Origin of the sequence: Megasphaera sp. AM44-1BH (assembly GCF_003467125.1) — a bacterium.
Lineage (GTDB): Bacteria > Bacillota > Negativicutes > Veillonellales > Megasphaeraceae > Megasphaera.
On the sequence record NZ_QSFA01000002.1, the window covers coordinates 99737 to 125105 of the forward strand.

General features: G+C 49.3%; 21 protein-coding genes. 19 read left to right on the plus strand and 2 right to left on the minus strand.

What is annotated here, in order from left to right:
* The first annotated feature begins 107 nt into the window (after positions 1-107).
* The 7 genes from DW949_RS02640 to DW949_RS13610 all read left to right on the plus strand — a co-directional run bounded on the left by DW949_RS02640 (position 108) and on the right by DW949_RS13610 (position 5015).
* On the plus strand, positions 108-311 hold the full coding sequence (locus DW949_RS02640) for a hypothetical protein (RefSeq protein WP_118021737.1): 204 nt from the start codon (positions 108-110) through the stop codon (positions 309-311).
* Between the two features lie 14 nt (positions 312-325).
* Positions 326-796 carry a holin family protein gene (locus tag DW949_RS02645; RefSeq protein ID WP_118021738.1) on the plus strand — a complete coding sequence of 157 codons (471 nt, stop codon included), beginning with the start codon at positions 326-328 and terminating at the stop codon, positions 794-796.
* Between the two features lie 414 nt (positions 797-1210).
* Positions 1211-1807, plus strand: coding sequence for a GH25 family lysozyme (locus DW949_RS02650; protein ID WP_118021739.1), 597 nt, complete (start codon positions 1211-1213; stop codon positions 1805-1807).
* Entirely contained in the window at positions 1808-2206 is a 399-nt protein-coding gene (locus tag DW949_RS02655) for a hypothetical protein (protein ID WP_147349042.1), read from the plus strand.
* A gap of 397 nt (positions 2207-2603) precedes the next feature.
* Positions 2604-2903, plus strand: a complete 300-nt coding sequence (locus DW949_RS02660) for a hypothetical protein (protein ID WP_118021741.1) — start codon at positions 2604-2606, stop codon at positions 2901-2903.
* Positions 2899-4587: a phage terminase large subunit gene (terL, locus tag DW949_RS02665; protein WP_255417791.1), complete on the plus strand. Its 1689-nt coding sequence runs from the start codon at positions 2899-2901 to the stop codon at positions 4585-4587. Before DW949_RS02660 ends, terL begins: the two co-directional genes overlap by 5 nt.
* A gap of 284 nt (positions 4588-4871) precedes the next feature.
* Complete coding sequence (locus tag DW949_RS13610; RefSeq protein ID WP_158570620.1) at positions 4872-5015, plus strand: hypothetical protein; 144 nt, start codon at positions 4872-4874, stop codon at positions 5013-5015.
* Between the two features lie 201 nt (positions 5016-5216).
* Here the strand turns inward: DW949_RS13610 and nadE are convergent, their stop codons facing one another.
* Both nadE and DW949_RS02675 read right to left on the minus strand, forming a co-directional pair.
* Positions 5217-7115 carry an NAD(+) synthase gene (gene nadE / locus DW949_RS02670; protein ID WP_118021743.1) on the minus strand — a complete coding sequence of 633 codons (1899 nt, stop codon included), beginning with the start codon at positions 7113-7115 and terminating at the stop codon, positions 5217-5219.
* 137 nt (positions 7116-7252) lie between these two features.
* Positions 7253-8800: a polysaccharide biosynthesis protein gene (locus tag DW949_RS02675; protein ID WP_118021744.1), complete on the minus strand. Its 1548-nt coding sequence runs from the start codon at positions 8798-8800 to the stop codon at positions 7253-7255.
* A 155-nt stretch (positions 8801-8955) separates the two neighbouring features.
* Between DW949_RS02675 and trkA the strand changes: the two genes are divergently transcribed.
* The 12 genes from trkA (at position 8956) to DW949_RS02735 (ending at position 25327) form a co-directional block, all read left to right on the plus strand.
* The gene (trkA, locus tag DW949_RS02680; protein ID WP_118021745.1) at positions 8956-10302 is read left to right on the plus strand and encodes a Trk system potassium transporter TrkA; all 1347 of its coding nucleotides are present in this window, start codon (positions 8956-8958) and stop codon (positions 10300-10302) included.
* A 2-nt stretch (positions 10303-10304) separates the two neighbouring features.
* Positions 10305-11753, plus strand: coding sequence for a TrkH family potassium uptake protein (locus DW949_RS02685; RefSeq protein WP_118021746.1), 1449 nt, complete (start codon positions 10305-10307; stop codon positions 11751-11753).
* A 31-nt stretch (positions 11754-11784) separates the two neighbouring features.
* A complete protein-coding gene (locus DW949_RS02690) occupies positions 11785-13236 on the plus strand; it encodes a TrkH family potassium uptake protein (protein WP_118021747.1) in 1452 nt (483 codons plus the stop codon).
* 29 nt (positions 13237-13265) lie between these two features.
* Positions 13266-14717 (plus strand): TrkH family potassium uptake protein, encoded by a 1452-nt coding sequence (locus DW949_RS02695; RefSeq protein WP_118021748.1) that lies wholly within the window; start codon positions 13266-13268, stop codon positions 14715-14717.
* Between the two features lie 121 nt (positions 14718-14838).
* Positions 14839-15366, plus strand: a complete 528-nt coding sequence (locus tag DW949_RS02700; RefSeq protein WP_118021749.1) for a helix-hairpin-helix domain-containing protein — start codon at positions 14839-14841, stop codon at positions 15364-15366.
* Positions 15363-17513: a ComEC/Rec2 family competence protein gene (locus tag DW949_RS02705; protein ID WP_118021750.1), complete on the plus strand. Its 2151-nt coding sequence runs from the start codon at positions 15363-15365 to the stop codon at positions 17511-17513. Before DW949_RS02700 ends, DW949_RS02705 begins: the two co-directional genes overlap by 4 nt.
* Positions 17482-18522, plus strand: coding sequence for a DNA polymerase III subunit delta (gene holA, locus DW949_RS02710; protein ID WP_370448705.1), 1041 nt, complete (start codon positions 17482-17484; stop codon positions 18520-18522). Before DW949_RS02705 ends, holA begins: the two co-directional genes overlap by 32 nt.
* Position 18523: 1 nt before the next feature.
* Positions 18524-20086, plus strand: coding sequence for a VanW family protein (locus DW949_RS02715; RefSeq protein ID WP_233539467.1), 1563 nt, complete (start codon positions 18524-18526; stop codon positions 20084-20086).
* Positions 20087-20107: 21 nt separating this feature from the next.
* Positions 20108-23749, plus strand: coding sequence for a PolC-type DNA polymerase III (locus DW949_RS02720; protein WP_118021752.1), 3642 nt, complete (start codon positions 20108-20110; stop codon positions 23747-23749).
* An 88-nt stretch (positions 23750-23837) separates the two neighbouring features.
* Positions 23838-24170: a YerC/YecD family TrpR-related protein gene (locus DW949_RS02725; RefSeq protein WP_118021896.1), complete on the plus strand. Its 333-nt coding sequence runs from the start codon at positions 23838-23840 to the stop codon at positions 24168-24170.
* A gap of 105 nt (positions 24171-24275) precedes the next feature.
* Positions 24276-24716 (plus strand): large conductance mechanosensitive channel protein MscL, encoded by a 441-nt coding sequence (mscL, locus tag DW949_RS02730; RefSeq protein ID WP_118021753.1) that lies wholly within the window; start codon positions 24276-24278, stop codon positions 24714-24716.
* A gap of 86 nt (positions 24717-24802) precedes the next feature.
* A complete protein-coding gene (locus DW949_RS02735) occupies positions 24803-25327 on the plus strand; it encodes a hypothetical protein (RefSeq protein WP_147349044.1) in 525 nt (174 codons plus the stop codon).
* The last annotated feature ends 42 nt before the right edge of the window (positions 25328-25369 follow it).

Here is a 25369-nt window from a genome sequence, read left to right on the forward strand (position 1 = left end):
AAATGTAGGTAATCTTATGATGAGGTATTTTAAGAGTTCTTGAGAACACTCAAAATACCTCAGAAAACCTTGGTTACATTTGTGATTACGTAATAGGAGAATGATAGATGAAAGACTATATTATTCGTATGCAGGATGAACGTGCGAAATTAGAAACTAAATGGGACAAACTTATTAAATATGTGGGCGAGCATTATGATAACCTTGATGGAACAGAAATATACTTGATGCAACAGCAAATTAAGTGTATGGAAAAATATATCATGTTTCTTAACGCTCGTATTGATCATGCTAAACTCAAAGAAAAGTAAAAGGACGATGAAAAATGAAACGAGGTTCGCTAACTAATATGATTAACACAATATGGAACTTATGGACAGCCACAGAAGTTAAAATAGGCTGTCTTTTTTCTATCCTCTGGTTAGCGTTCAATACACTTGTAGGGGGTGTGGATGACCAGATACAAGCACTTGTCATTCTTGTGTCTTTAGACATACTGACTGGCATGGTTGCATCTTGTAAATCACACTCCTTTGCGAGTGCCATTGCTACGAGAGGACTTTGTAAGAAAGCTGTCATGTTCTTAGTCATTGGTCTGGGTGTCTTACTGGACAGTGCCATGCATACGCATATGATCCGCACGATGTTCATCGGGGCCTATGCGATTGTAGAGGCCATGAGTATCTTAGAGAACATAGACAAACTGGGGTATGGTCAATATATCCCTAATTTTATACGAAATGCTTTGGCACAGATTGCTAGAGAAAAACATGTGGAAAAGGATGTGGACAAATAGATGTTGTACGTTCTAATTTTGTACCTTTTTCTCTTATGCCTTATAAAAGGTGGTGTTATTTAAATGATTGATATTTCTGTTGTACTTAACATTTGCTTTTTGTGTTTCATTGTTGCTACTGTCCTTCACACACGAGTAAATGATAAAGATACCTGTACAGTTATTTTTTGTTTTATTTGGTTGCAATGTATTATCCTTAGTTTATTTTATACTGTTATTAAATCGTGGGGTTAAATTAAATGGTTAACTTTGGGCAATTCCTATGTATTATTCAATTTATTTTGTATCTCTTAACGCTCGTAAGTTTAGAGGTAGATGCTAACGAAAAAGTTATCATTATATTTCAGAGTTGTTGGATAATGACTATTTTACTACTATTCAGTTATCACATTTTTTAATGGAGGTGTTATTTAAATGGCCAGTAAAGTTATTGACGTATCCTATTGGCAGAAAGACATAGATTATGATGCAGTAGTTGATGCAGGTGTCGAGGGTGTCATTATCAAGATATCTGAAGGATGTACTGAAGAAGAAACATGGAGACACCATGTAGAACAGTGTATTGAACACGGTCTGAAGTGGGGTGTCTATGTCTATTCTCATGCTTCGACACCTGAAAGAGCCAGAGAGGAAGCAGAGACAGCTATCATGCTTTTGTCTGGATATCCTGCACCGCCTATGTGTATCTGGTTTGATTGTGAAGCCCCTGAGTGCTTTGCGGGAGGTGTAGACACAACAGCAGTCTGCTCAGCCTTTATCGTAGAATGTAATGAAGCTGGATTCAGAGCAGGTATCTACTCGTCTTCCTTGAAGTTTACAGACTACATGGAAAACTCCATTCAGCCGAACTTGCTCGCTGATTATGTACCGTATTGGATTGCAGATTATCGTGGATACAATGGGTTTGCTCAGACGTATCCAGATAAGCATGTAGCAGGTTGGCAGTGGAGTGATAAGGAGTATATTGGAGATACTAATGTTGATATGAATGAATGGTATGAGGAGCTGTAAATGAATGATGATAAAATCAAATATGCTGAAAAGATTGTTGCTGTCTGCATTATTGGTTGCCTCGCTATCTTCTGTCTCTTTTGCGTCTACAACTACCTATCCACAGACAAATCAGCAGACAATCACAATGACACTGTCACAATACAACGAATTGAAGATGAACATAGACAGCTTGGAGATGAACTTGCAGATATTAGAACAGAACTCCAGTACGGACAAGAAGCAGTTGGTAGAGCTGAGGAACGAGTTGGAGACTTGCAAGAGTCAAATGCTGTTAGCACAGAAAAGCTCAGAGAAAGCAGAGAACTTATTGAAAGAAGTAGAAACATCTTTAAAGACGTTGACAGAGCAAATGGACTCCCTGAAGCACAAACTAGCAGTGAAGGAACGACAAAATAAACTGGCGTGGTCTGTTGCAGGTGGTCTTCTGATTGGTCTGGTTGTGAAATAAGAAAAGTTATTTTTGTCCATGAGTAATTTGTCCTGAGGATAGTGTTATGTGTCTAAAAACGCTCTGGGAGCGTGATAGAGGAGAAAAAACATGAAAGTACGTATGAAAAATGTAGAGAAACCATCAATGGCTAAGGCAATCCGTGAGAAATGTATAGATTGTTGTTGTGGAGACACAGCAGAAGTACGGAAATGTATTTTGGATAGATGTCCTCTGTTTCCATACCGATTTGGGTGTAATCCCAAAAGCTATATAAACAGGAACAGAGATATCGTTAAAATTATTCCCTAGACCGACTGGGAAGGGGATAGAGACACATAAGGCTCCATCTAGGTGTAAGTACCTATGGAGCCTTTTATTATTTTTAATTCGCAAAGGGGTGAGGAAATAATGAAGATAGATCCTAAACTTTTAGATAAACTTGCAGAGGAAGAAGTACAGGCTCTACTTGATGGTATACGGGATGAAGAATTACGACAAAATCCTGCATTCCTGGCTAAAGTAAGACAATTCTTAAAAGACAATGATTTGAAGACAACACCAGAAACTACAGCACCTTTGGTTAAACAGATTACGAAAGAATTACCTGATTTTGGAGAGGATGATGATTTAACTGTTAACACAATGGACACAAAAACAAATTGATGACGCTAAGAAAGATTTTCGTAAGTTTCTGTTCATTTTATGGGATGAGATTGCGCTCCCTGAGCCTACAGGCATACAATATGCCATAGCGTCATTATTGATGAAATGCCCACAGAAACGATTCATTATAGAAGGATTCCGTGGTGTAGCTAAGTCATTTATTACCTGTGCTTATATTGTTTGGTGTCTATGGAATAACCCGCAGCTGAAATGCTTGATAGTATCTGCCAGTAAGGATAGAGCAGATGCTAATGCTGTGTTTATCCGGCGTATCATTTACTTATTAGACTTTTTGTCTGATCTTAAGCCTAGAGATGGGCAACGTAATACACAGAACCTTTTTGATGTTGGCTTAGCAATACCTGATATTTCTCCTTCTGTAAAATCCGTTGGTATTACAGGTCAGATAACAGGTAGCCGTGCAGACATATTGGTTGCAGATGACGTAGAGATACCAAACAATTCTAGTACACAGGTCCGTAGAGACAAACTATTCGAGGATGTAAAAGAATTTGATGCTATTATAAAGCCGGGGGATAGTAGTAAGATTATATACCTTGGAACTCCTCAAAATGAGATGTCGCTATATAATGAATTACAGAATCGTGGCTATGGTGTCTTTGTATTCCCTATCGTATACCCGGAAACACCAGAGGAACGTGAATACTATGGAGACAAATTAGCTCCCTTTATTGCTGAACCGTATGATAGAAATCCGGAGCTATACGCAGGCAAGCCAACAGATCCTAAACGATTCCCAGAAGAAGAAATTGAAGAACGTAGATTATCCTATGGTAAGGCAGGGTTTTCCTTACAGTTCAAACTGAATACTAACTTGTCTGACTATGAAAAGTATCCATTAAAAGTACAAGACCTAATTGTCTCAGAAGTGGATTTGGATGAAAGTTCACTGAAGTGGGCATGGGCAAGCAGTTATGAGTACAGATTAAATTCCTTACCTTGTGTAGCCGTCAAAGGTGATTACTTCTATAGAGAGTTTGGTAGGAGTAAGGAGACAGCTAAATATACAGGTACCGTTATGTCTATAGACCCATCTGGTAGGGGAACAGATGAAACTGCTTACTCTATTGTGAAATACCTGAATGGATATCTTTTTGTAGTAGAAGTGGGCGGTTATTCAGAAGGATACTCTGATTCTGTACTGACACAGTTAGCAAATAAAGCAAAAGTGTATGGAGTAAATGAGATTGTCGTAGAAGCTAACTTCGGGGATGGCATGTTTACACAGTTATTCAAGCCTATACTAAACAAAATACATCCATGCTCCATTCAAGAAGTAAAGAACACTAAGCAGAAAGAAGCTCGTATTATTGATACACTGGAGCCTGTTATGATGAGACACAAGTTGATAGTAGCAGAGTCAGTTATAAAAGATGATTATATAATATATGAAAATAAAGGGCAGAATTACTCTCTGATATATCAGCTGACACGCTTAAGCAGAGACAAAGGTTCACTATCACATGATGACCGCCTGGACTCCTTAACAATGGCTGTGTCGTATTGGTTAGAAGTCATGGATAGGGATGAGCAGGTAGGAATGGATGAACAACTGGATGACTTTCTGGAAACAGCTATGGATGATGACAGGGGTATCTTCTCTCTGATGTATGGTAATACCGATATGAATAAAAATCGGAATATAATGAATAAAAAATGGTAGATTCTGGGATACCAGAAATCTTATTGTCCCACATATAGGAAAGTCGCTTATTGTCCCACATAGTAGAGGGGAAGGGAAGACAAAGGAAAACTAAAGTATCTAAGGAACTCTAATTATACTAAGTATACATATGTACTCAGTTAGCTGTCCTTTAGTACACTGAAGCATTCCTGTATTCTTCAGTATCCCTAAAGTATCAAACACTATATCCCATATCGGATAGACAAGGAATAAGCAACTAACAGCTAACCACTTACCACTAATTACACACTCATAGGAAGCCTATGGGCATCACCGTCGTTTTTGGCACATCCATTGCGACCATCTTCGGCGTATTCCTCATTCCGATGCTGTTCGTCATCGTAGAAAATATCGGACGTCGTTCGAAAAAGAAGCCTCAGGGTGTACAGCGGATACAGGATGTATAATTCCGTGAGTGATTACTGACGTCACGAAAAAAGGAGCTGTCTCATGAAGGCAGCTCCTTTTTAAGTTTATAGTTTACAGATGTTGCCTGAACATTTAAAAATTCTAAAAACTACAGACTGCTATAAAATATAAAGAGCAAGGGACTGTCTCATGAAGGTTTATGTCATCATGAGACAGTCCCTTGTTTTATACCGGTTTAGTTACTGATTCAGCAACGTTTGTTTCAGTTCTTCATATCGTGTCGTGTAATACGGTTTCAGCTGGGCTTCCCGCAGGTCGTAGCCAAAGGAGCGACGGCTGATGGAAAGGACGGGCGGGCTCTGGATCCGTTTTGCCACGGCAAAGCCCGACAGGAGGCGCCACCACCGTTCCAGGTCGTCGATAAAGGCTTTGGCCGTGGGGAAGACATCCCGGACGGTGACGGCGCAGCCAATCTGCTTTTCCAGTGTCCCTTCGGCATACCAGGTGAGGATGGTTTCCGGCGTGACCCGCTGCCACCGTTCGACCATGGCGCGGAACAGGTAATCGTGATAGGGATAGACGATGGGGTCCCCCTGGCCTTTGGTGATGTCCTGGCTGGCCGATAATTCCGCACTGGGAACGATATCGATGCTGCCCTGGGGAACGACTTCCCGCTGGAATACGACATCGTTCAGATACCGGGCGAGCGCATAAACCTGATGTTTCCATAAATCGGCTGTTGCGGCCAGGAAACCGGCATGGTCGCCATAGAGTGTCGCATAGCCGACAGATGATTCGGCTTTATTGGCGTTGCACGTAAAGACACCGCCGAAAGCCGCCGCTGCCGCCGCCAGGATACGGCTGGAACGGTCCCGGGCCTGAATATTTTCTTCGATGAAACTGGTGAGCTGAAGATGGCCTTTCTCTTCGCCCTTCTGCAGGAGGACTGCTTCCCGGAATTGCTTCCGCGTCAGTTCCAGACTTTCCTGAACGGGGATGACCGTGTAGTAACAGCCGATATTATCAGCCAGCTGCTGTGCCAGATCTTTGGTCATAGACGAGTTGTAGACACTGGGCATATTGACAAGGAGAATATTCTCTTTTGGCAGGATGGAAGCATATAACGCCGCATTGACCGCCGAATCGATGCCACCGGAAACGCCGAGGACGACTTTGCTGAGTCCGGCATTTTCCATGAAGGACTGGATGCCGTAATGAAGGCTGTGATAGATATCGGCTACTTCTTCATCAGGCGGATTCTGTTTCTGCGGACTGACGAAGGCATGGGTTGTTTCATCAAAATCGAGAACGGCCAGTTCCTCTTTAAAGAGGGGAGATTCGTAATGAAGGGATCCGTCTTTGGTATAGGCGCCGCTGGCCCCGTCAAAGGTATAGACGTTTTTGCCGTTATTCTGGATGCCCGTGCAATTGACGTATAGTGCCGGTACGTTGAGCTGACCAATCGACTTGCCGAACAGACGGTGACGGCGCTGGGTTTTGCCGAGGGTAAAGGGAGAGTTGGAAATATTGATGAACAGATCCAGAGAATAGTTGTCGTGGAGGCATTGCATGGGTTTAAACGGATAGTTGTCATCCCAGCTGTCTTCACAGATGAGCGGCCCAATCCGCAGTGTCTGACCGCCGGCGAAGGTCAGCGTAACCGGGGAGGTCAGGTCTTCGGGGAATACATGACGTTCCTGGGCCGTCTGCAGCAGAGAGGTGAAATACCGGGTGTCACTGAATTCACGGTAATTTGGCAGGAGCGTCTTGATATAGTAGGGATAAGGAGAACGGTCCGGCCCGATAAACTGTCTGTTCTGAGCGACAAACAGTGCATTATATTTGCGCTGACGCCCATCGGGATTGATACGGCTTTCGTCGCAGGCGACGTTGCCAAACAGGATGGTAATCGAATCGGACAGATCCCGGATCCGGTCCCCTAAACGGACACATTCGCGGATATAATCAGGCTGGTCCCACAGGTCACCGATGAGATATCCCGGGATGGATAATTCCGGAAATACAATGACGTGGCAATGCTGCTCTTTTGCCTGGGATATGCAGCGTTCCATGGACTGCACGTTGCGGCGCGGATCGCCGGCATGAACGTTCAGCTGGGCGAGTGCTATTTTCAGCATGAGATAGGCCTCCCTCATAGATGGGTTAGATTTCAATTACCTACTATAGTACCATATTTTACCCGTAAATGCATCAGGCGCATATATAAAAAGAGCCGCTCCGGAGAGGGCTCTTAGATGATAGAGACAGGTTGAAATCAGAAGAAACGGCCGAAGAAAGGAAGACGCTGGGCGTCGGCACGGGTGACGCCGCCGGTAGCAGCCATGAGGCCGATGTAGATGGCAGACCCGGCTACTGTCGTAATCGTCAGGCTGAGGAACAGGCCGATATGTCCGATGGCATCGTAAAGGAAGTACATGGCAATCCCCATGACGGCGGCGCAGATGACGTTGCGCACGACCGTTTTGATATCGATGATATAACCGGTCTTGCGATAGATAAATACCAGATTCAGGGCAGCTGCTACGCCGATGTCAGCGACAGTGGCATAAGAAGCACCGGTGATCCCCAGAGCAGGAATGGCGACCAGGAACCAGTTGCAGGCCACTTTGACCAGGCAGGCAATACCCATGTTGATGACCGGAATCTTTGGTTTTTTAAGACCCTGCAGGATAGCCGTCGTAATCTGGTGAACGCCGAGAAAGCAGATGGCAATGGCGACGGCCCGCGTAGCGTCGGTCGCAGCCGGCGCGTTGTAAATAAAGGTGACTACCGGTTCGGCCAGTACGTAGAGCATGACCGAAAATGGGATGGTGACCAGAAGGGCGATGCGCATGGCACCGGACGTCTTGTTGTAAATTTCTTTCGTGTCACCCAAGGTGAAACTATGGCTGATGGCCGGTACGAGGCTCATGGCCATGGCCGCCGTGAGAATCGTAGCAAGGTTGATGAGCGGTACAGACATGCCCGTGAGATACCCGAATAATTCCGTTGCCTGATGGGTCGGATAACCGGCTACTTCCAGGCGTCGCGGTACGATCAAAAGGTCCAGGTTGGATACGACGGGAAGCATGATACTGGCCAGAGAAATGGGGACGGCCAGAATGATGAGCCGTTTCAGGATGTGACGGATACTTTCCTTAGGAAAGACCGGCCCGTCTGTCGGCAGATGGCGTTTCAGTTTATGATAGTAGTAGATGAGGACCAGCCATGCCGCTACCCCGCCGGCACCGGCACCGAGACTGGCACCGCCAGCGGCATAATCAAGCCCGTAAGGAAGCAGCAGTGCGGCAAATCCGAGCATGACCACGACGCGGACGAGCTGTTCGACAATCTGTGAGAGTGCCGTCGGCGTCATCTGCTGCCAGCCCTGGAGATACCCGCGGTATCCGGCTATGATGGTCGTAAAGAAGATGGCCGGTGCCAGGGCGATGAGCGAATAATAGGCACGGCTTTCGCGGATGATATGATAATCGATGAGAAACCGGGAACCGAAAAAGACGAGGACACTGAGAAACAGCGCCGTCGAACAGAGCATGGTCAGGGAAACGCGGAAAATGCGCTGGGCGCCATTATAATCCAGACGGGCCACTTTTTCGGCGGTGATGATAGAAATTGCGATGGGGATACCGGCACTGGATATTTCCAGTGCGAGCAGATAAATAGGGAAAGCCATCTGGTAAATACCGATACCTTCGCCCCCCAGGATACGGGAAAGGATGATCCAGTTGATACTGCCGATCGCCTTGACGACAAAACCGGAAAGGGTCAGGATCAGCGTACCTGATACGAATTTATTTGCCATTGTGAAACCTCTTTTTACGGAAAATGATGTGGAAAAATCTATAACAAACACCTAATTCTATCATATTGTCAGAGAAAAAGATAGATGAAGCGGGAAAGCTGTCTTTATTTACAGAGGTATGCTATACTATACAGATATCAAGGGAGGGACATATCTTGCGTATTGTAGTAATCGGAGCCGGTAAGCTGGGGTACAGTATTGCCGAGCTGTTATCTAATGAACAATATGACGTCGTCGTCGTCGATCAGAATGAAGAACGGCTGGAGGCTGTCAAAAACAATCTCGATGTACTGACTATTCTGGCCAATGGTGCCAGTCCTATCACCATGAACGATCCCGATATCCGTAATTCCGACATTCTCGTCGCTGTGACGGCTATTGATGAAGTCAATATGGTTTCCTGCATCCTTGCCAAGAAACATGGCATACGCTATACGGCGGCGCGTATCCGGGATATGCAGTTCATGTCGGAAGCCCAGGATTATCTGAAGGAAAATTTTGATATTGACCTCATGCTCAATCCGGAAATGATCACGGCCCGTGAAATCGACCGCATCCTCATGATGCCGGCGGCTCTCGATGTCGAAGATTTTGCCAATGGCAAGGTCCGGCTGTTTGAAACGAAGGTCCGCCGCCATTCCCATCTGGCCAATGTACCTCTGAAAGACCTGCACATGCCCAAGTCCATCCTGGCAGGGATGATTTTCCGCGATCACCGCATGATCATACCTCATGGCGATGATTGCCTCCTGCCTCACGATAATGCGTATTTTATCGGTGATCCCAAGGCTATTGAAAAATTCAGTGAGAATTTTGTTCCCAGTGGCACGAAAAAAGTGGAACGGGTCATGATTATCGGTGCCGGCCGGACAGGGCGTTTCCTGGCTCCTATGATGGATAAGCAGGGCGTCAAGGTAAAAGTCATTGAGCAGGACCGCGAACGGTGCCGCATGGTGGCCGATAAGCTGAGTGAGGGGATTGCCATATGCGGCGACGGTACGGATATCGACCTCCTCGTTCAGGAAGGGGTCGCCGATGCCGATGCTGTTATCTGTGTGACTGATGATGATAAATTGAATCTCATGCTGGCTCTCATTGCCAAGCATTTTGGTGCCAAAAAGACTATTGTCCGCGTGGCCCGCATCGAATACGTCGATCTCATGCAGAAAGTGGGCGTCGATATCGTCCTTTCTTCCCGCCTGCTGTCAGCCAGTGAAGTACTGGCTTTTGCCCGCCGTGGCGGCGTCGTGTCCGTTTCTCTTCTCGAAGGGGCCAAGGCGGAAGCCGTAGAAGTCATCGTACAGGAAGGCGCGCCTGTAGCAGGACAGCGCCTGATGGATGTCCGGTTGCCACGGGAGTGTCTGGTCTGCGCCTATGTCCGTGACGGACAGGCTCATATACCAGATGGCAGTTCGGTTTTGCAGGCCGGTGACAGGACGATTCTGTTCATTCAGACGGAACATTCCAAAAAAGTCATGAAATATTTTAAAGGCAGGGACTGAGTATGAATATGCGGCTCTATCTGTTTCTTCTGGGACGGATAGCCTTATTGAATGCAGTCGTCCTGGGACTGCCTCTCTGTTGTGCTCTGTACTGGGGAGAAGATACGGTACAGGCCTTTGCCATACCGATGGCGGTGACACTGGTGCTGGGACTGCTGCTGCAGAACGCAGGGAAACAGCATAAGAAACAGCTCGGTGTAGCAGAAGGCGCATGGTATTTAGTGTCTGTCTGGTTCCTGCTGGGACTGATTGGCATGATGCCGTATGTGCTGACGGGCATCCTTACGCCGGCCGATGCGTTTTTTGAAAGTATCTCCGCGTATACGACGACAGGTGTTTCCTGTCTGGCCCCGGGACAGGCAGAGGCCAGTTCCCTTTTGTTCTGGCACAGCCTGATGGAATGGATGGGCGGACTGAATTTTATCATCATGCTGGTTACGGTCGTGCCCCAGGTCAGCGGCTGTTTTGGAGTGACCTTGTCGGCCCATCAGAGTATTGCCTTCAGTCCGATGGTCAGCCGCATGCACAATGCGGCACTGCAGACAGGAAAAATATATGTTGGGATTACCCTGATTTCGGCTGCCTTATATATTGCAGCCGGATTAAATGTGTTCGAAGCTGTCAATCAGGCTATGACCACGGCTTCGACGAGCGGTGGTACGGCGTCCCTCGATTTTGCCGGTTACGACAATCTGTTTCTGGAAGTAGCGGCCATGATATCGATGATTCTGGCCAGTTGCAACTTTCTTCTCATCTGGAGAGCCGTGTCCCGGCGGGAACTGCGTTCTATCTTTTCTGATACGGAATTGCGGACCTTCCTGGCCATTCTGGGTGCGGTCAGTGTGATGATTGTATTCCACCTCTGGCATAGCGGCGTCTACGATATCTGGCAAAGCCTGCGCTATGGTACCTTTGCTGTAGTTTCTTTCCTGAGTACGACCGGGTTTGCTTCCGCACAGCTTTCTCTCTGGCCCGGATTTGACCGCTACGTCCTGTTTCTTCTCGTGTTTGCCGGCGGTTGTATCGGATCGGCTACAGGAGGACTTCGCATCATGCGCATCATCGTCCTGTTCCGCATGGCAGCAAGGGAAATGCGGCGCACACTCCATCCTCAGATGGTTGTCAGCCTGAAAATAGACGGTGTTCCTGTTTCCATGAAAATCATCAGCCGGGTCCTGAGCTTTTTCTTCCTGTACATAGGAGCATTCTTCTTTTCCATGCTGGTTATTTCACTGTCAGGCATTCCGCTGCTGCAGGCCATGGGCGTGGCTGCCGGGTGTCTCTCCAGTGTGGGATCGACAGCAGAACTCTATGGCCTGACTTCCTATGCTGCGCTTCCGGTGTGGACTAAATTATATTGTTCCTTTGTGATGATTCTGGGACGTATAGAAATTTTTTCCTTTCTCATTGTGCTGCAGACCATAGCAGCCCGGTTCCACAGCAAATGGTAATTTCCAATCAGAAAAGAGAAGTGTACAAATCATGGATATACGCATTATCCTGTATGTTTTAGGACGTATTTCAATGGCACTGGGGATGGTACTGACTCTGAATGCCGTCGTATCCATCGTCTGTCAGGATGACGGCCTTCTGGCACTGGCCGGGGCGGCTCTTGTCAGTTTTGCCGTCGGCATGGGAATGCAGCGCAGCCGGAAAGGGGCCATTGAAGATTTGAGCGTCCGGGAGGGAATTGCCATAACCAGCCTCAGCTGGATCCTCGTGACTTTTCTGGGTATGCTGCCCTATGTATTCGGTGGCTATCTGAATATCCTGGACGGCATACTGGAATGTATTTCCGGTCTTTCCGGCACGGGGGCTACGGTCATTACCGATATAGAAGTACTGCCACAAAGCCTGTTAGTCTGGCGCAGCCTGACTCACTGGCTGGGAGGCCTGGGCATCATCGTTATTTTCATTGCCCTGTTCCCCCAGTTCGGTCATGGCATCGTGCACATGATGGATGCCGAAAGTACGGGACCCACATCGGACCGCATGCTGCCCCGGGTGCGTCAGATGGCAAAGGCACTGTTTACGGTATACGTCGTCCTGACTACGGCAGCGACGGTGGCGCTTATGGCCTGCGGCCTTGATTTCCTGACCGCTCTGGAACATGCGTTTTCGACGATTGCCACCGGTGGTTTTTCCCCCTATAATGACAGTGTGGCCCATTTTAACAGCCCTCTCATAGAAGGAGTCCTCGCGCTGTTTATGATTCTTTCCAGTGCCAATTTTTCCATTTACGTAGCGGCCTGGCGGAAAGGAATCGGGGTCATTTTCAGAGATACGGAATTCCGCCTGTATGTGGCACTGGTCCTGGGAGCCTCGGCCCTGATGAGTCTCAATCTGACCTATGGAGCATCGTATGATCCGCTGGAGGCCGTACGTGAGACATTCTTTCAGGCTGCGTCTATTTCCTCATCGACAGGCTTCGTTTCAGCGGATTTTGATCAGTGGCCTTCCTTTTCCAAGGGAATCCTGTTGTTTCTCATGTTCTGCGGCGGTTGTGCCGGTTCGACCGCCGGCGGTCTCAAAGTGACGCGGCTCATGCTGCTCATGAAGACCATGCGCTCTGTGGTACAGCAGAAACTGTCTCCCCGTAGTGTCGTGCAGGTCCATTCCAATGGGGAAGACTATAATGAAGAAATCCTATATGGGGTAGCCCGTTTTTTCGTAGCCTATGTCATACTCGATATTTTATGGACGGTCCTGTTTATCGGGGATGGCGTGCCGACTCTGGACGCCATCGGCCTCAGCGTTTCCACGATGGGAAGTTGTGGCCCGGCTTTTGGTACAGTCGGGCCGACCTGCACCTATGCGGAGCTGCCTGTTTTCAGTAAAGTCATCGTATGTATTTCTATGCTCATGGGACGACTGGAAATGTTTCCCGTCCTGGCATTGCTCATGCCTTCCTTCTGGCGGCATAGCAACTGGTAGAGCAGAATAGAAGTAAAAAAGGTGTTGTTATGGATTTACGTGTCGTCTGCCGTTTTTTAGGGAGAATATCGTTAGCCGAAGCCTGCGTTACCTGTGTGCCCCTGTTCCTGGCACTGGGATTTGGTGATGAGTGTACAGGGTCTTTTATCCTGGCCATTGGTATCATGATTGCCTGCGGGATTCTGCTGCTGCGTTACGGAAGGGTGCGGACCAAGCACCTTACCATCCGGGAGGGGATTGCCATTACGGGCCTTGGCTGGCTTTTAGCCACCTTCCTGGGGATGATTCCCTATGTGGCTGGCGGGTACCTGAATCTGATCGACGGTGTGTTTGAAAGCATTTCCGGCTTTACCGGTACAGGGGCTACGGTCATAGAAGATATAGAAAGCCTGCCTTTCAGTATTTTGTTCTGGCGCAGCATGACCCACTGGCTGGGAGGGCTGGGCATCGTCGTCATTTTCATTGCCCTCCTGCCGGCAGCCGGGCAGAATACACTCTATCTCCATAATGCCGAATCGGCCGGGCCGGCGACGGACCGCCTGCTGCCGCGCCTCAGGGATATGACGGGCGTTTTGTTCCGTATCTATATGACCTTTACGGCCATTGCCTTCGTTATTTTTATGCTCTGCGGCATGGATTTCTTCAGTGCCCTCAATCATGCCATGTCTACCATCTCAGCCGGCGGATTTTCTACGTTTAATGATAGTGCGGCCCATTTTGACAGTGCTGCCGTTGAAGGGTGGATGACCTTCTTCATGATTCTGGCCGGCGGCAATTTTGGCTTGTACTATCAGTTATACCGCAAGGGATTCCATGCCCTGAAGAAAAACACGGAATTCAAGGCCTACCTGCTCATCCTGTTTCTGGCGACCGTATGTATTGCCGCCGATTTGATCCATGCCTTTGATGCCGATATCTTTACGGCACTGCGCTATGCCTCCTTCCAGGCGGCTTCCATTGCTACGACAGGATTTGTTTCGGCTGACTATGACCAGTGGCCATCTTTTTCCAAGGGAATCCTGTTGCTTTTGATGATCAGCGGTGGTTGCAGCGGCTCTACGGCGGCGGGAATCAAAATTTCCCGTGTCGTCATCCTCTGCCGTTCCCTCGTAGCGGCTGTCCGGGAAAAACTTCATCCACGGATGGTCATGGACGTGGAGATGAATGGCCGCCTTATCGGCCAGGATACGATTATCCGGGTCAATCAGTTTTTCTTTTTGTACCTGGTGTTCATCGCTTTCTGGGCATTGCTTCTGACTTTTGATGGAATCGGCATTTTTGATGCCATCGGGATCAGTGTCACGACTATGGGATGCATTGGCCCGTCCTTTGGCATTACCGGCGCAACCTGCACCTATGCCGGACTGTCCGATTTTGCCAAGACCATTTTGTGCATCTCCATGCTCCTGGGGCGTCTGGAATTGTTCACGGTGCTGGCCATGCTGCACATCAGCTTCTGGAAGAAGCGGGGAAATTGGTAAGAAACGTTTAGTCCTTTAAGGAAACAGCTTTTGATACATGTGTGTATCGGAGGCTGTTTTTTTGTATATGAAAAGAAAACTCAATCCTGTTTGATAACACATAACGTAAGGAGGAGAGAAAATGAAAAAAATGTTTTTGCTGATTGGTTGTGCCTGTTTAGCAGGCTGGTTTATGTGGAGTGAAGGGCTGACTCATGTATCGCCTGTACCGGAGGCCCCTGTCGTGGCAGAAGTGGAACAGCCGGAGTATATGGTATATATTACCGGTGCAGTCAGAAAGCCGGGATTGTACTCCTTTCCCGATGTCGTTACCATCGGCGATGCCGTCCATGCCGCCGGCGATGCTCTTCCCTATGCCGAAGCATCGGCTGTGAACTATGCGGCCCGTATCGAAGACGGCATGCAGATCCACCTGCCCTATAATCTGGATGGCGTGCCTGCTGCGTCAGAGAGCGACGGAAAAATCAATATTAACGATGCAGACGAAACGAAATTGACCGAACTTCCCGGCATCGGTCCTGCCATGGCCCGGCATATCATCGAGTACAGAGACAAACATGGCGGGTTTACCGATTGTGAGCAGCTGCAGCAGGTCAAAGGCATCGGTACTGCCAAGTTTGAAAAGTTGAAGGATAAGGTGACCGTATGACGTACATCAGTCTTTTTGCCGCCATAGCCTTAGCTTCCGGCATTATTGCAGCGGATATTCTGCCTGTTCCTGCCGGTGCCGGTCTTGCCGGAGTGGGTTTCTGCCTGCCCGCCATGTGGATAGGGCGGCGCCGGTTCCGCAGTGTCCTGGTTCTATTTCTGTGCATGATGTTTTCTTTGGGTCTCTTCCGCCTGGCATGGGAAAACAGGCAGTATGAATCGCTGCCGTCGTATCTGGCGGGAATGGAAGTATACGTAGAAGGGACGGTGAAAGAAAAGAAAAATTCCTATGAAACGGAACAGGGGAAGATGAGCCGCTATATCCTGACCATGGACCAGTTTGCTTTTCCCGATGACCCGGCGCGGCACAGGGGAAAGGGGAAGATATACGTCACTCTTCCGGCCAGTCCCACCCATCCACCATCGGAGCGCCTCGGACTCTGGCTGGATATGAAAGACCTGTCGTACTACCAGAACCCGGGACTGTATGATGCCCGGCACAGGGACAGGGAACAATCCATTTTCCTGAAAAGCTATATCGTGCCCGATACAGAGATACAGGTGCTGGAGCCCGGCCAGGGCATAGCTTGTCAGTTGTGGCGCCTGAGACAGTATCTGACCAGAATGTACAGAACCGTCCTCGACAGGGACTACGCCTATATCCTGAGCAGTCTGCTTTTTGGCGGTCATTATGGTGAGCTGCCTCCGGAGCTGCTGGAAAGCTTCAGCATTACCGGTCTGATCCATATCCTGTCCGTATCGGGATCGCACATGTCTTTGTTACTGGCGGCGGTACAGATTCTGGGCAGGATGGCATCTCTGAGGGAACGGCCGCTGTTTATCCTTTCCGCCGTCGTCGTCATCCTGTATGGCGCGCTGGCAGAGGGAACGGCGCCGGTCATCCGCTCGTCTCTCATGGGCCTCATATCAGCGTACAGTCTGACGGCCCGGCGACAGTACACGGCCTGCCACGCCCTGGCTCTGGCAGCCATAGCCATGCTGTTATATAGTCCCTATCTGCTGTTTGACCTGTCCTTTCAGTTATCCTGCGGCGCCGCGGCCGGTATCGTGCTGCTTCAGCGCCCTGTGGAAAGATGGCTATCCGTCCTGCCGGCGTTTTTACGATCCGGTGTCAGCGTCTGTATCTGTGCCCAGCTGTTGCTGATTCCTTTGTTGCTGTATTACTTTTCATCCCTGCCTGTTTATTCCCTGCTGGCGAATCTGCTGATAGCTCCCGTCCTGGATGGTGTCATCCTGCTGGGACTCGCGGCGTCTCTACTGGGGATGGTCGTATTGCCACTGGGACAGCTGCTGCTTTTCCTGATACAGCCGTTACTCTGTATGGCGGTCAAGGGCAATTATTTTATTGCATCCCTGCCGTACAGCCGGTTCTGGCAGGGGGCCTGGCCGGTATATACGGCAGCCGCCTATTATCTCGCACTGACAGCTCTGTTTTTCCTGCCGCGATACAGGAAAGTCCTGCTGCGATGGGCCGCTATCCTGTTCCTTGTACCCACGCTCTATGCCGGATATACCCGTCCGGAAATTACTGTTTACAGTTATGATATGGGAAATGACCGGGCAACCTGCGTTGTCTATGATGATACTTCGGCCTGCCTGTGGTATAATAAAAGCCAGTGGTCCCATGAGGGACAAATAGCCTGCGCTCTCACGCCGGCTCTCCGCCATTCTGGTATATTTCATCTGGACAAGGTCCGGGTCAGCGGTGATGCCGGCCCGGCAGCGGCACAGCTTATGCAGGATTTTTCCATTGGCAGTCTCGACATCGTGACGGAGCAGGAAGAGGCCGGCGGCATAGAACTGACACAGACAGCCGTTCCGTACTATCTGTATGGAACGGCCCTGCCACGGCAGTTTCCGTCAGGAGCCGTGTTTGAAATCCAGTCGCTGCGTCAGGCGGGACGGACTGCATTTCCCCACGACGCTCCCTTCCTGATCCTGCACCGCGGTGGCCGCGGGGATGTCTTGTGGAAGCGGTGGCGGGAGACGGCAGCGCTTTACGATATACCCTGTGTGACGCCCGAAGAAGACGGAGCCGTTATTCTTTCCTGGCGCAAGGGTAACTGGACTGTACAGTCCCCAGGTGGTGAATGGTTTGAAACAGGTAAAAATCATATATGGCAGTGAAACCTATTTAATGCATAGGGAAGAGCAGTCGTTTGTGGAAGCATTCCGCAAACAGGCCGGTGAAGATCCGGCACTCTCCGTGTTTGGGAAAGATGCCGTGCCGTCCCAGGTCGTAGAAGCATTCCAGTCGTCGTCGCTCTTTGGTGGTACCAATGTCTGTATCTGGCATGACTGCCCATACCTTCCCATCAAACGGGGCGGCCGGTCGCGCAGCCGGCTCACCAAGGACGAATCGTGGTTCCTGGAGCAGCTGGCCGCTATCCCCGAAGGAAATGGACTCCTGTTCATCATTAAATTCCCCAAGGAAAAGAGCAAACTCGATACGGGATGTGCTTTCTTCAAAGAAGTGAAGAAGCTGGCCGATGTGGCAGAATGTCAGCCCGTTACGGATAAAACCGTCATGTCCTATGTCAATTCCTATATGAAGGAACGTGGATTACGTTTTTCCATTTCTGCCGACCGCTATCTGCGGGGACTGTTCCAGACCTGGGATGCGATTCCGCTGCAGTACGTATTTTCCGAACTGGACAAACTATGTATCATGCTCCCTGACGGAACGGCAGAAATAGAAACAAGCCAGCTGACGACGTTATTTTCCGGCACCATGGAAAAGAATCTCTTTACCTTTATGGAGTATTTCCTCCGCCGTGACGGCCGGCACACCATTCCTTTTGCGGCCAGCCTGTTTGGCCGGCAGGACGCCTTCCTGAAAAATACGGGGTATATGCTGTCCCGGCTTCGTCTTTTGCGGGCCTATAAAGAATTGCTGGCAGCGGGCATGAGGGAAGGGCAGTGCGAACAGGTCCTGACGAAAGTCAATAAGGGGAAACCGGTAAAATATGCACTATACCACTTGAAAAAAACAGCATCTTATTGGAAAATAGAGGAGCTGGACGAATTACTCCTCCAGATTTTTACATTACAACTCAATATACGCAGAGGAACGGCCCAGTCCATGGATATGGAGCAGCTCATCTGTTTGTATTGCAGCAATAAAGGCAGGGTTTAAATTGCAGGACGAAGAAAAAGCACGTAAAGAACGAATGAAAGAGTACCGCCGCCGTTACCGGGAGAAACACGGCATCAAAGAACATCCCAACCGGCTGAAAAAAATAGCTGCCGTGGTCATTGGCGTCTGCATTGCCGCTTCGGGCAGCTTTTTTGCCGCCCAGAGCAAAGCCGCAGCCATGGTGACCCTTGAAGGGAAGCCGGTTACGGAAATGACGGAAGAGGATGTGCGGGAATATCTGGATCAGCGTGAAGGAGACCTGCAGAAAAAGTCGGTCCATCTTACAGCCGATGATGTCGATGAAACATTGCCTCTCAGCAAAGTCGATGCTCATTTTGACCGGCAGCGTATCAACGATGCCCTGTTCCTCGTCGGCCGTACCGGTTCTCCGGTCAAGCGTATCTCCGATGTCATTTCCATTTTGCGTTTTGGCAGGGATGTTCCCCTTTCCATTGCCGTCGATGAAGAGAAACTGGCATCGTATATCAGTGACATGCACGACCAGTATGATCAGGAACCGCGCAATGCCCATGCCAGGCCTGATGGCAGCGGCGTAAGAATCGAGAAAGAGCGGAATCAGATTACCATTGATTCAGACGCCCTGCAGTCGGCTGTTCTGGACGAACTGGGCGATGGTAAGACCGATACGGTAGATGTTCCCGTCACGGCCCGTAAAGAAGCGCAGATCAAAGAAAAGGACCTCAAGAGTATCGATACGGTCCTTTCCTATTACACCACTCATTTTGACGGGAAAAATGATAACCGCGATGCCAATATCCGCATAGCCCAGAATGCGCTGAACGACACACTCGTGCCGGCCGGGAAGGACTGCTCCTTTAATAAGACTGTAGGCAAGCGGACACGGGAAAAAGGCTATAAAGATGCACCCGTCTATTTTGACAATAAAGTCGTACTCGACGCAGGTGGTGGCGTCTGCCAGGTCAGTACCACCTTATTCAATGCGGCACTCCGGGCTGGCATGATCATTGCCAGCCGTTCTCCTCATTATGCACCGGCAGGCTATGTGCCTGTAGGCATGGACGCTACCGTAGCCGATGATTCTCTGGATTTTGCTTTTACCAATCCGTTCACCCGGCCCGTATACATTTATACGGAAATGGGAGATGCTTCGGTAACGGTCTATATACTGGGCAATCATGCCGATACGTGCAATGTGACCTTTACGACAGTATCCCAGAAAACACTGCCTCATCGTGTCATCCGCCGTCATGATGACAAAGTCACAGAAGATAAGCGGGATCAGGAAGGGTATGACGGACATGACATTACCATCCGCCGCACCGTCAATTATACCGATGGGGATCATTACACCGATACGATTGTATCCCATTATGACCCGAATTCAGAAATCATTCTCACGCCGGGAGATTCCTCGGAAGAAGTCGTACAGACGACCAATCTCGATGGGGAACAGCCCCAGGATGCTATGATCAACGCACCGCATGACCCGACGAAAATACCTGAACCGGCAGCTCCCGATACGGGTACCGACGATGGGGGAGACAGTGGCGATAGTGACAGCGGGGCAGCCGATGATGAATAGAAGTAAGAGAAAGGAACGGATATGAAAATCTGGCACATTGTTCCCAAAAAGGAATTTTCCATAGCGATTGATGACAGTCACAATGTTCTGGTCCATGAAATCTGTGCAGAAGATCCGGGACCCCGCTGGCATGTCCGTACGAAATCGGACTGGCCGGTGACCGATACGGACGTGTTGAAACAGGCCGTCTGCCAGGCCTTACAGCTGCCGGGAGACGTGACACTGGAAAACGAAGTGGAGTTCATACGCCACGGCGGGGATATACCCCTCAGTCAGACCGAAGCGGAATGGAACAGTGTGGCCCAGGTCAGCTGTGATGATATGGACGGATACAGCATCCCCCATGAAGATATTTACGATGTCAATGACGACGAAGACTGGCTCAAGGACGATCCGGAATATCAGAAAGCCTGTGCGGCTGCGGCAGGGAATGGCAAAGAAAGCAGCACGGCAAACCATAGCAGCAAAAAAGGAAATGGCAGCAGCCCTACAAAAAGTGACAGCCGCGTCTGGCTGGGGAAATATGTCGATGGCGACGTTACGCCCATAAACGATGTCATGGGTGAAGAACGGCCCGATGTCATCTTCCGGGGCAAGCTCGTCAAAGTGGAATTCCGGGAAACGAAGACGAAGCGCATCATCCTGAACTTCCAGATGGCCGACAAGACCAACGGCATTTCCGCACAAAAATTCCTCGATATCGGGGGCAGCAGCAACAGCAAGTATCGCCGCCGCAATATGATTACGGCGGAAGAACTGGACGCACTGAAAGGCAATATGAAAGAAGGAACGTGGGTCCGCGTCCACGGCGATGTCAAATTCAGTGATTATCTCAACGACTACGTACTCAACGTAGACAGCATCATGCCATCCAAAGGCGGGGCCGTTGAACGGGAAGATACTAACCCGACGCCGCGGGTGGAACTGCACCTGCATACGGTCATGAGCGATATGGATGCCCTGATCACGGTCAAACAGCTGATTAAAACGGTCAAGAAATGGCATCATCCGGCTATTGCCGTCACGGACCACGGCGTCGTCCAGTCTTTCCCGCTGCTGCAGGAAATTTCGACGGATAAGACGAACAACGTCAAAGTCATCTATGGGATGGAAGGCTATCTCTTCGATACAAAAATAGATGAATCGTACCATATCGTCATTCTGGCCAAAAACCAGATCGGCATCCGTAATTTATACAAGCTGGTCAGCATTTCCCATCTGAAATATATTTACCGTGGCCGGCCCCGTATTCCCCGGGCGGTGCTCAACGAATACCGGGAAGGGCTCATCCTGGGGTCTGCCTGTGAAGCGGGGGAATTGGTCCGCTCCATGGTGCAGAAACAGCTGCCCTATGAACAACTGCTGAAAATAGCTTCCTATTATGATTATCTGGAAATCCAGCCCTTGACGAACAACCAGTTCCTCGTGCGGGAAGGTCTGGTACAAGATGAAGAGGGACTGCGCAATATCAACCGTACGATCATCCGCCTGGCCGATGAGCTGGGAAAGATGACCGTTGCTACCTGTGATGCCCATTTCCTCAATCCCGAAGATAAGATATACCGGGAAATCCTTATGACCGGCAAGGGCTTTAAAGATGCCCAGTACCAGCCAGACCTGTACTTCCGGACGACCGACGAAATGCTCAAGGAATTCTCCTATCTGGGAGAGGACCGGGCACGGGAAGTAGTCATCACCAATCCCAACAAGATCAACGACATGATCGACGACGTCCGGCCAGTGCCGAAAGAAACACTGTATTTCCCGCAGATTGCCGGTTCATCGGAAGCACTGAAAAAGATGTGCTATGACAAGGCGCATCAGATTTATGGCGATCCCCTGCCCCAGATTGTAGAAGACCGCCTGACCGAAGAATTTACGTCCATCCTGGGCCATGGGTTCGGCGTCTTGTATTACATTGCCCACAAGCTGGTAAAGCATTCCAATGACGATGGCTATCTGGTCGGATCCCGTGGATCCGTCGGCTCGTCCTTTGTCGCGACCATGTCGGATATTACAGAGGTCAATCCGCTGCCGCCTCATTATGTGTGCCCCCAATGCCAGTACAGTGAATTTTTTACCCATGGCGAATACGGCGGTGGCTTCGATCTTCCTGACAAGAAATGCCCGAAATGCGGGGCTGAGCTGAAGAAGAACGGCCACAATATCCCCTTTGCCATATTCCTTGGCTTCGATGGTGATAAAGTACCGGATATCGATTTGAACTTTTCCGGTGAATACCATCCCAAAGCCCACAAGTACACAGAAGAACTCTTTGGTAAGGACAATGTATTCCGTGCCGGCACGACCGGCGTCGTCCAGGATAAGACGGCCTATGGGTACGTCATGAAATGGGCTGATGCCCGCGGCATCAAAGTCAATGACGCCTATGTCAACAGCCTCGTTGCCGGCTGCACGGGTGTAAAGAATACGACGGGCCAGCATCCTGGCGGCGTCATGGTCATTCCACGCGATATGGATGTCCACCATTTCACGCCCGTACAGTATCCAGCCAACAAAAAGGATTCAGGTATCATTACGACCCACTTTGATTACCATTCTATCGAAGGCCGTCTGGTCAAACTGGACATCCTCGGCCATGATGATCCGACAGTCATCCGCATGCTGGAAGATCTGACGGGCATCAAGGCGACGACCATTCCCTTCGACGATCCGGCAACGATGAGCCTGTTCAGCTCGACGAAGGCCTTGGGACTGACGCCGGAAGAACTGGGTTCCCAGGTCGGGAGTCTGGGAATCCCTGAATTCGGTACGCCTTTCGTCCGGCAGATGCTGGTCGATACGAAACCGAAAACGTTCTCCGAACTGGTACGTATTTCCGGTTTTTCCCACGGGACAGACGTATGGCTGAACAATGCCCAGGACCTGATCCGGGACAAAGTCGTTCCCCTGAAAGAAGCCGTCTCTACCCGTGATGACATCATGAACTATCTTATCCAGCATGGTATCAAGCCAAAGACGAGTTTCAAGGTCATGGAAAATGTCCGTAAAGGCAAGGGCATTGACAAACTGAATAAGGCCGGGCAGAAGACGACCGATTATGAAGGGGAACTGAAAGCAGGGAACATCCCCCAGTGGTTCATCGATTCCTGCCATAAAATCGGCTATCTGTTCCCCCGGGCCCATGCTGTTGCCTATGTCATGATGGCTTTCCGCATTGCCTGGTATAAAATCAATTATCCCCTGGCGTATTATGCGGCATTCTTTACAATCCGTGCCAAGGCCTTTAAATTATCGGCCATGATCCATGGCCTCGATACACAGGTAAAGGTCATGAAGGAAATCAAGGCACAGGGTAAGAGTGCATCCAAAATCGATCAGGACCTGTATTCGGCCCTGGAACTGGCGAAGGAAATGAGTCTCCGCGGCTATTCCTTCATGAACGTCGATATCAAGCGGTCGGCGGCGACGAAATTCACTGTCTGCGATGGGAAAATCCTGCCGCCATTCACGGCTATCGACGGACTGGGTGCCAATGTTGCGGAACAGATTGTAGCGGCCCGCGACGAACGCCCCTTTACGTCCAAAGCAGATTTGAAGATCCGCGGGAAGGTGTCCAAGTCCCTGGTAGACGCCATGACGACAGAAGGATGCCTGGACGATCTGCCCGAAGATGAACAACTCGATTTATTTGCCATGTGAGAGGTATCGACAGAGCGGCCGTTCTGCTTTATAATAAGGTAGAGTATTTACTATGCTAAAGTATGAAAGCGGCAAGCGAGGTGTCATCATGGCTGTCAATGAAAAATTAAGGGATCATCTTCATGACCAGCTTTTCCAGGCAATCCTGGAACTCCAGTCTATCGATGAATGTTATGAATTTTTTGAAGATTTGTGTACTATACAGGAAATGAAGGCCATTTCGTCCCGGCTGGAAGTAGCCCGGATGCTGAAAGCCGGTGATATCTATGAGGATATCGTCAAAAAGACCGGGGCCAGTACGGCCACCATCAGCCGTATCAAGCGATGCCTGAATTATGGCAGCGGCGGTTATGGCAAGATTCTCGAACGAATGGCACAAAAAAATCCGGATTTGTTGAAACTGAGCAGTGACAAAAAATAATTATATCTTGTTGTTTTAGTTTGTTGCAAAATAGTACAGTTTAGTATATGATGAGACAGATTCTATGTAATTTTCTTATCTAATACACGGACAGGAGTGGATGGAATGAGTTTCATCAAGGAATTTAAAGAGTTTGCCATGCGCGGCAATGTCATGGATATGGCTGTCGGCGTCGTAGTCGGCGGTGCCTTTGGCAAGATTGTCACGTCACTGGTCAATAATATTATCATGCCACCTATCGGCGTTCTCCTGGGAGGCATTGATTTTTCTGATTTCTTTATTCCCCTCAGTACGCAGCACGTAGGGAGTCTGGCCGAAGCGAAGGCTGCCGGTATTCCCGTCATTGCCTATGGGGCTTTCCTGAATACGGTACTGGAATTCCTCATCATTGCATTTTCTATTTTTATTGTCATCCGGCAGCTGAACCGTCTGTTGCCAAAACCGGAACCGGCAGCAGAACCCCGCCTGTGTCCGTATTGCCGTCAGCCTATTGCTGATGATGCGACGCGGTGTCCGCATTGTACGAGCGAATTGCCTGAAAAATAGCGGAATGTTTGTATAGGTGCATGATGAAGCGGGCCTGCCTTATGTGTGGCAGGCCCGTTTAATTTGTTTTCCGGAGTGTGATGGACGTGAAAACCAAGTTTGGCGTCACTATTTTTTCTAATGGTGATATGGATATATTGAAAGAATCTCTGCCGGAAGATTTGTGGAGAGATTATCAGTTTTTTTGTAAAAAAGCAGACAGCCACCGCCATAAACAGAGCCCGAAGGCCAGTCTGCTGGTACGGCGCTATGAACGGACTGCTATCATCACATTGTTTACCTTTTTTTCGACGGTGCTGGACAGCTGGCGTATCCGTCAGGGGGCAGCATCCGGCGTATCCCTGTCTACGGCCTGTCAGGACCTTTTGGAAGACTGCCGGAAATGGAGCGGGAAAGAGGGGGATTTTGCCCATCTGCTGGCTATTGTAAACCGCTATGAAGAAAACCGTCAGGCTGTCCTGGAAAATATTTCAGAAGAAACACGCTGTGACATAGAAAAGAGTATGTGTGCCTTCCTGGACTATATGGAAGGGCAGACCGACCTGCGCCGCTTTCCCGAAGCGGCATCGGGGACGGAAGGACTGATGAAGCATCTCATGGGCAGTATATGAAATCAGGCCCCTGTCAGCGAGAACATGGACATCTGGCTGACA